This window comes from uncultured Nitratireductor sp. (genome assembly GCF_913053745.1).
Lineage (GTDB): Bacteria > Pseudomonadota > Alphaproteobacteria > Rhizobiales > Rhizobiaceae > Nitratireductor.
In genome coordinates this window covers 1-7,969 of the sequence record NZ_CAJXGF010000177.1, presented here as the reverse complement: position 1 = coordinate 7,969, position 7,969 = coordinate 1, and the positions used below count along the sequence as shown (strand labels likewise).

Genomic DNA, 7,969 nt, shown 5'->3' with positions numbered 1-7,969 from the left:
CCAAGACCGCGGGCGTCGCCACGACCACGCACACGGAAGAGGCGACCATCATCCAGACGCGTCACCGCATTCCCGAGGCGCCGCTCCGTGCCAGCCAGATCCTCGTCTACCAGGTGCCGATCCCGGAGCCGCTGCGCTTCCTCGAACCGCGCGAGACCGAGACGCGCACCATGCATGCGCTCGAAGAATACGGGCTCATGCATGTGAAGCTCTACGAGGACATCGCCGTCCATGGTCACATCGCCACGACCTATGCCTATCCGGTGAAGGTCGAGGGCCGCTATGTCATGGACCCCTCGCCGATCCCGAAGTTCGATAACCCGAAGCTCGGCAATTGCCCGGCGCTGCAGCTCTTCGGCGCGGGGCGCGAGAAGCGCATCTACGCGATCCCGCCCCACACGGAGGTCGTGAGCCTCGATTTCGAGGACCATCCCTTCACGGTGCAGCGCTTCAGGGAACCGTGCGGCCTCTGCGGTGCGACCGGGGTCTATCTCGACGAGGTGATTCTCGACGATCGCGGCGGGCGCATGTTCGTCTGCTCCGACACCGACAATTGCGAGGCGCGCCGCGCTAGAGGCCATCGCGGGCATTTGGCGGCTGAGGAGGCTGCAACGTGACGCGCACCGAAAACATGATGCGCAAAGCTCCAAAAATTCGCGGAGAGACCCAATGAATGACGAACCGCTGCTTCGCGTTCGCTCCATCTCGAAATTCTATGGCAACCGCATCGGCTGCAACGACATCTCCTTCGACCTGTGGCCGGGCGAGGTCCTGGCAGTGGTGGGCGAGTCCGGCTCGGGCAAGACCACCCTCTTGAACTGCCTGTCGACGCGCCTGCTGCCAACGTCCGGAACCGTATCCTACCGCATGCGCGACGGAGCCTTTCACGACCTCTACCGCATGAGCGAGGCCGAGCGGCGCTTCCTGATGCGCACCGACTGGGGCTTCGTCCACCAGAACCCGGCCGACGGGCTGCGCATGACGGTCTCCGCCGGCGCTAATGTCGGCGAAAGGCTTATGGCCGTGGGCCAGCGTCACTATGGCGATATCCGCGCCACCGCGACCGACTGGCTTGGCCGCGTGGAGATCTCCGACGACCGCATCGACGACCAGCCGCGTGCTTTCTCCGGCGGCATGCGCCAGCGCCTCCAGATCGCCCGCAACCTCGTCACCGGCCCACGCCTCGTCTTCATGGATGAGCCGACCGGCGGTCTCGACGTGTCGGTCCAGGCGCGCTTGCTCGACCTCCTGCGCGGCCTCGTTCACGAACTTGGCCTCTCGGCCATTGTCGTCACCCACGACCTCGCCGTCGCCCGCCTTCTCTCGCATCGCATGATCGTCATGAAGGACGGTCATGTAGTCGAAAGCGGCCTCACCGACCGGGTACTCGACGATCCACAGGCGCCCTACACCCAGCTTCTCGTTTCCTCCATCCTGCAGGTATGATCATGGCAACGCCCCTCGTCGTCTCCGAAGTCTGCAAGAGCTTTACCATGCACCTTCAGGGCGGCATTCGCCTGCCTGTGGTGGCCGATGTCTCCTTCTCGCTCTCTGCCGGCGAATGCGCTGTGCTGGGCGGCCCCTCGGGTGCCGGAAAAAGCTCCATCCTCAAGATGATCTATGGCAGCTACGCCGTCGACAGCGGCCAGGTGATCGCCACCCATGACGGCAATCTGGTGAATCTCGCCACAGCCGACCCGCGCACCGTCATCGCCGTTCGCCGCGACACGATCGGCTATGTCAGCCAATTCCTGCGCGCTGTGCCCCGCGTTTCCGCACGTGATGTGGTGGCCGAGCCGCTTATCGCCCGAGGCGAGGTTCTGGAAACCGCCCGCGGCAAGGCCGAAATGCTGCTTGAGCGCCTAAACCTGCCCGAGCGCCTTTGGGATCTGCCACCCGCCACCTTCTCCGGCGGCGAACAGCAGCGCGTGAACATTGCGCGTGGTTTCATCACCGATCATCCGGTCCTGCTGCTCGATGAACCGACCGCCTCGCTCGACAAAGCCAATCGCGAGATTGTCGTTTCCATGATCGGCGAAAAGAAGAAGGAAGGCGTCGCTCTCCTCGGTATTTTCCACGATCAGGATGTGCGCGAGGTCGTTGCCGACCGCATCATAGATGTCACCGATTTCGCGCCAGACAGGAAAGCGGCATGAAACAACTCTCGGAACAACCCTCGATCCACCCCACTGCGGAGATCGTCGGTTCCACGCTCGGTCGCTACACGGAAATCGGCGAGCGATCGCGCGTTCATGAAACCGCGCTCGGCGACTACTCCTACATGACCCAGGACTGCAGCGTGTGGTGTGCCGAGATCGGCAAGTTCTCCAACATTGCCGCCGCCGTGCGCATCAACGCCACGAACCACCCGACCTGGCGGCCGACCCTGCACCATTTCACCTACCGCTCCGGCGATTACTGGCCGGACGCGGAGCATGACACCGATTTCTTCGAATGGCGGCGGGGAAACATGGTGCGGATCGGCCATGACACCTGGCTCGGCCACGGATCGACCCTGCTGCCCGGGGTCACGGTGGGCGACGGGGCAGTGGTTGGCGCCGGCGCGGTCGTTTCGAAGGATGTCGCCCCTTACACCATTGTCGGCGGCGTACCCGCTCGTCGCATCCGCACGCGCTTCGACCGCACAATCGCCGAGCGCTTTCAGGCGCTTGCCTGGTGGAATTGGGATCACGGAAGGCTCCGCACCGCGCTTGACGACTTTCGCTCACTGAACGCAGAACAATTCCTGGAAAAGCACGAAGCGTAAGCCCGCGCCATCGCGTCGCAGCTTTCCCTGAATATTATTGTCAGGTTTTTATTGACAGAGCCATGCGCCCACGTGTTCTATAGACTTGCATCCGCGCGATGCGTCCATGATGTCGGGGCCTTTAACCCTTTCGATCGCAGGACGTCTGTCGTTGCCCGCCACTTCTGTGCCGCTGAACCTGCCGGCATGACGATTGATGGTTCGGGCGCTCCCTCCGACAAACTCCGGCACGAAGGTTTGAGGGCCTTGCATGTGGGCTTGACCTTGCAAAGCCACGGAGTTCCCGACGTCGCCATGCTCGTCTGTCAGTGCAATCTGATTACCCAGAAAGAGATCGAAGCTACGATCGTCTCTATGTTGGACGACGATCCGTGGCAACTTATCGTGCCTGCCAAGGTTTATCACACGCTTTCAAAGCGCGGCCGGTGTTGCGGCTGCTTCCCAAATGTGGTGGAAACGATTATCCGTGTAACGGAGCAGTACCACCAGCGTCACGATGAAAGCGAGGGAGCTGAAGTCGTGACATATCTAGACCAGGTTCGTGCATTGCGCGAGCGCTACGGGAGCAGGTTCAATGAAAGGCGACAAAAAGGTTATCGAGCGGCTTAACGAGGCGCTCACCCACGAGCTCGGCGCGGTCAATCAATACTGGCTGCATTATCGCCTTCTGGAAGACTGGGGTTTTACCAAACTCGCGAAGAAGGAACGCGAGGAATCGATCGAGGAGATGCATCACGCCGACAAGTTGGTCGAGCGTATCATCTTTCTCGAAGGTCATCCCAATCTGCAGGTCGTTGGACCGCTGCGTATCGGCCAGAATCTCAAGGAAGTTCTTGAAGCCGACCTCGCCGGCGAGCAGGATGCCCGCAAACTCTACAAGGAGTCCCGTGACGACTGCCATGCCGCTGGCGATTACGTCTCCATGAAATTGTTCGAGGAGCTTTTGGCCGACGAGGAAGGTCATATCGACTTCCTGGAAACTCAGCTTGAGCTTCTGGATAACATTGGCGAGGCCAAATACGGCCAACTCAACGCCGGTTCGGCCGACGAGGCAGAATAATCGGATTTCGGAATGGCCGGTGGACATACGCTTCCGGCCATCCCACTCAATCAGTGGGCTCTCGGCTGTTCTTTCCTGCCCACAACCACCGCGGCATCGCCGATTGCGCTCGCGGCCCCTCGACGTTCGGCCGCCACGATCAGCCCCTCTATCGACGCCCCGCGATCCATCCGTATAACCGCCTTCTCAAGCAAAACGGGCTCGAACCCCGCCCCTGCCAGGGTCGCACGCAGGTACTGCTCGGAATGGGCATAGCGGCGCGAAGCGCGCAACACCATCGCTTCCGGCCCTGCGTGATGCTCGACCGAGAAGACAAGCAATGCGCCTGGTGAAAGCGATGCGCCAGCCACCGAAAACAGCCGGTCGAGTGTCCCCAGATACATGAATACATCGGCCGCCGTGACCAGATCGGCCTCGCGCGTCAGTCCGGCGAGGGCCGACAAGTCAAACCGTTCCAACCGGTCGTAGATCTGTTTGTCTTCCGCCCGTTTCAGCATTTCCGTCGATATGTCCAGCCCCTCGAGGAAACTCACGCGGCTCCGCAGCCGCTCGCCCATCAGACCCGTACCGCAGCCGAGGTCGACCGCATGTGCGAAACTGTCCCGACCGAGGCGCAAAAGCGCACTTTCCAGCAATTGCGGCACCCGATAGCCGAGCTTATCCACCAATGCCGCGTCAAAGGTTTCCGCATACTGGTCGAAAAGCGTTTCCACAAAGGCTGAGGGAACCGCGTCGAGACCATCGAGCGCGCCGTGCAGTTCCAGCTTCAGCGCCGCGCCAAGCCGGTCCTCTTTGTCCAATCTGAGAACCGCGCGCCAGGCGTTCACCGCAGCGGCGATTTCACCTGCTTCGGCCAGCATCTCGCCGTGGCGATAATAACCCGTGGCCCAGTCGGGTGCGAGATCAAGCGCCTCTCCCATGAGGTCCGCAGCGGCTTTGAAATCGCCATTTTCAAACAGCATCTCGGCATACTCCGCCCGACGATCGGCCAGAAGGTTGCCCGAAGTAAAAGAGAGCGGCGTCATGCAGTATTTTTTTCCGGGATGGCCCTTACGCGGGCGGTGGGCGTTTATGCTCCTCGAAATCTCTCCTGACAAGCCTGTCTTTCGCCGACGGGAAAATATCCTATCTTCTTGGCCATGAAGCCGCAGGATCTGCTCCACCCGCGCCCGGCAGGGCTCTATTGTCCGCCCGGCGATTTCTACATCGACCCGGTCCGTCCGGTAGAGCGGGCCGCGATCACCCATGGCCATGCGGACCACGCCCGCGCAGGTCATGGCCATGTTCTGGCGACGAAGGAGACGCTCGACATTATGAGGCTGCGCTACGGCGCAAATTTTGCGGCGCGCCGGCAAGCCATCGGATACGGCGAAACTCTTCAGCATGGCGGCGTTACTGTTTCATTTCACCCCGCCGGGCATGTACTCGGTTCTGCGCAAATAGCCGTCGAAGCGAGGGGATTGCGCATTGTCGCGTCGGGTGATTACAAGCGCCATGCCGATGCGACCTGCGCACCCTTCGAAACGGTGCGTTGCGACGTTTTTATTACCGAGGCAACGTTTGGCCTTCCGGTTTTCGTTCATCCCGACCCCTTGAGTGAAATCCACCGCCTGACCGCTTCGCTTGTGCAGTTTCCTGAGCGTGCGCACATCGTCGGTGCGTATTCGCTGGGCAAGGCACAACGCGTCATTAGCCTCTTGCGCGCCGCCGGTCACGACGCGCCAATTCTCATTCACGGCGCACTGGCTAAACTCTGCCGCTACTATCAGGGCCGAGGCATCAAGCTCGGCAAGCTCGCGCCCGCCACTGTAGAGGAAGGCATCGTCGACCAGGGCGCGGGCCAGATCATCGTCGCGCCGCCATCTGTATTCGGCGAACGCTGGACGCGCCGGTTCGCCGATCCGCTCAATGTCTTCGCTTCCGGCTGGATGCGCGTTCGTCAGCGCGCAAAACAACGCGGTGTCGAGCTTCCTCTGATCCTGTCCGATCATGCCGATTGGAACGAGCTGACCGCCACCATACGCGAAACCGAGGCGGGTGAAGTCTGGGTCACGCACGGCCGCGAGGAAGCGATTGTCCGCTGGTGCGAGCTGAACGGCATCGCCGCGCGCCCGCTCAACCTTGTTGGCTATGAAGACGAAGCTGAGTGATGCAGCGCTTTGCCAACCTCCTCGATCGTCTCGTTCTCACCCCGTCGCGTAACGGGAAACTCCGACTTTTGCTGAATCATTTCCGCATCGCGCCTGACCCCGATCGAGGCTATGCACTCGCAGCGCTGACCGGCGGGCTCGACTTTCCTGCCGTCAAACCTGCCATGCTGCGCACCTTGATCGGCGAGCGCATGGACGAGGTGCTTTTTGCTTATTCATACGATTATGTGGGCGATCTGGCGGAGACGATCTCGCTTGTATGGCCCGCCCCTCCCGGTCGGGCTGTTCCGCCGCGCCTTGGCCAGGTGGTCGAAACGCTCTCCAAAGTCAGCCGTTCCGATGCACCCACCGTCATGGCCGAGCTTCTGGACCGGCTCGACCCCTCGGCGCGTTTCGCCCTGATAAAACTCGCCACCGGGGGCTTGCGGATCGGCGTTTCGGCACGCCTTGCAAAGCAGGCGCTTGCCGCCTTCGGCGACAAGAATGTGGGTGAGATCGAAGAGCTCTGGCATGGTTTCGAACCGCCCTATGAAGCGCTTTTCGCCTGGCTTGAAGGCACCGCGGACAAGCCCGAAAGCGCAGTGAAGGCCCTCTTCCGCCCGGTAATGCTCGCGCATCCGGTCGGCGACGATGATTTTGCGAAGCTCGACCCGAAAAACTATGTCGCCGAATGGAAATGGGACGGCATTCGCGTGCAGGCGACCTGCGAAGACGGCATGAAACGACTTTATTCGCGTACAGGCGATGAGATTTCCGGCGCGTTTCCCGACCTTTTGGCGGCATTCGATGCCGAAATGACGCTGGATGGAGAGCTTTTGGTCGGAAATCCGAGCATCAAAACCGGATCGTTTTCGGATTTGCAACAGCGCCTGAACCGCAAGTCGGTCTCGAGCAAGATGCTCGCCGAGTACCCCGTCTTCCTGCGTTGCTACGACCTTCTGCAGATCGGCGGCAGTGATGTGCGCGCCCTGCCTTTCGAAGAACGAAGAAAAATCTTACGGGACAACCTTTCGAAGCTTTCACGAGATCGTTTCGACCTCTCGCCAATGGTCGATTTCTCAAGCTGGGATGAGTTGGGAGAAAAACGCAGCAACCCGCCGCATCCGGTGATTGAAGGCGTGATGCTGAAAAGGCGCGATTCCGCCTATGTGCCGGGCCGTCCCAAGGGATCATGGTTCAAATGGAAGCGCGACCCCTTCACCGTCGACGCGGTACTGATGTACGCCCAGCGCGGTCACGGCAAACGGTCGAGCTATTATTCCGACTATACGTTCGGTGTTTGGAGAGACACAGGGGACGCACCGGAATTGGTGCCCGTCGGCAAGGCTTATTTCGGCTTTACCGATGAGGAATTGAAGCAGATCGACAAATACGTGCGGGAGAACACGGTGGAGCGTTTCGGTCCAGTCCGTTCCGTGCGTGCCGAACCAGGCCATGGCCTGGTGCTGGAGATCGCTTTTGAGGGGCTCAACCGCTCGTCACGCCACAAATCGGGCGTCGCGATGCGATTTCCGCGAATATCCCGCCTGCGCTGGGACAAGCCGGCCGCCGAAGCCGACCGGCTCGAAACGCTGACGGCCATGTTGACCGATTGACCGGATTACCGCGTAGCAACAGCGGCGCGGATAGAGAAGACGTCGAGCACGCGACCGCCTCCCGTCACATCCGGAACGATGGTGATCGTGCCGCCGCTACCCGGCACCTCGTCGGGCAGTTCGACCTCGAAGAGATAATCCGAGCGAGAGGGGCCGACCACATAGCGGGTGCGCCCACAGTCGCCGAGCGCACCGAAATCGCACGAGAGCGAGAGCTGCGTTTCTTCGCCATCCTGCGCCCGTGCCTCGATGCTGAAAATAGCGCTACGGCCCGCAAGCGCTTCCAGAACACCCTGCCCCACATCGAAAGAAACGCCGTCGCTGCCCGCCGCGCTGATGCGCAGGAAAACCTGATCGTCATTGCGCATTACATCGACACTGCCGCCACCTGATGCGG

The 7,969-nt window shown here is 61.1% G+C and carries 9 protein-coding genes and 1 pseudogene; 8 read left to right on the top strand and 2 right to left on the bottom strand.

Annotated elements, in window-relative coordinates; genetic code table 11:
- The 6 genes from QZ638_RS20700 to bfr all read left to right on the top strand — a co-directional run.
- A partial coding sequence (locus tag QZ638_RS20700; protein WP_295813898.1) for an alpha-D-ribose 1-methylphosphonate 5-phosphate C-P-lyase PhnJ occupies positions 1–617 on the top strand: 617 nt, incomplete at its 5' end.
- Between the two features lie 52 nt (positions 618–669).
- On the top strand, positions 670–1,446 hold the full coding sequence (gene phnK / locus QZ638_RS20695) for a phosphonate C-P lyase system protein PhnK (protein ID WP_295813895.1): 777 nt from the start codon (positions 670–672) through the stop codon (positions 1,444–1,446).
- A gap of 2 nt (positions 1,447–1,448) precedes the next feature.
- A complete protein-coding gene (gene phnL, locus QZ638_RS20690; RefSeq protein ID WP_295813892.1) occupies positions 1,449–2,156 on the top strand; it encodes a phosphonate C-P lyase system protein PhnL in 708 nt (235 codons plus the stop codon).
- Positions 2,153–2,767, top strand: coding sequence for a DapH/DapD/GlmU-related protein (locus QZ638_RS20685; protein ID WP_295813889.1), 615 nt, complete (start codon positions 2,153–2,155; stop codon positions 2,765–2,767). Before phnL ends, QZ638_RS20685 begins: the two co-directional genes overlap by 4 nt.
- A 294-nt stretch (positions 2,768–3,061) precedes the next feature.
- Positions 3,062–3,376 carry a (2Fe-2S)-binding protein gene (locus QZ638_RS20680; protein WP_295813905.1) on the top strand — a complete coding sequence of 105 codons (315 nt, stop codon included), beginning with the start codon at positions 3,062–3,064 and terminating at the stop codon, positions 3,374–3,376.
- Complete coding sequence (bfr, locus tag QZ638_RS20675; RefSeq protein ID WP_295813885.1) at positions 3,342–3,827, top strand: bacterioferritin; 486 nt, start codon at positions 3,342–3,344, stop codon at positions 3,825–3,827. The genes QZ638_RS20680 and bfr overlap by 35 nt, the downstream gene beginning before the upstream one ends.
- A gap of 50 nt (positions 3,828–3,877) precedes the next feature.
- On the opposite strand, the gene QZ638_RS20670 is transcribed toward bfr, so the two are convergent.
- Positions 3,878–4,852, bottom strand: a complete 975-nt coding sequence (locus QZ638_RS20670; protein ID WP_295813883.1) for a methyltransferase — start codon at positions 4,850–4,852, stop codon at positions 3,878–3,880.
- 114 nt (positions 4,853–4,966) lie between these two features.
- Here QZ638_RS20670 and QZ638_RS20665 point away from each other — a divergent pair, with 114 nt between their 5' ends.
- Positions 4,967–5,977 (top strand): ligase-associated DNA damage response exonuclease, encoded by a 1,011-nt coding sequence (locus QZ638_RS20665; RefSeq protein ID WP_295813902.1) that lies wholly within the window; start codon positions 4,967–4,969, stop codon positions 5,975–5,977.
- Positions 5,977–7,572, top strand: coding sequence for a cisplatin damage response ATP-dependent DNA ligase (locus tag QZ638_RS20660; protein ID WP_295813880.1), 1,596 nt, complete (start codon positions 5,977–5,979; stop codon positions 7,570–7,572). The genes QZ638_RS20665 and QZ638_RS20660 overlap by 1 nt, the downstream gene beginning before the upstream one ends.
- 5 nt (positions 7,573–7,577) lie before the next feature.
- On the opposite strand, the pseudogene QZ638_RS20655 reads toward QZ638_RS20660, so the two are convergent.
- A pseudogene (locus tag QZ638_RS20655) lies at positions 7,578–7,969 on the bottom strand (hypothetical protein); the annotation flags it as partial.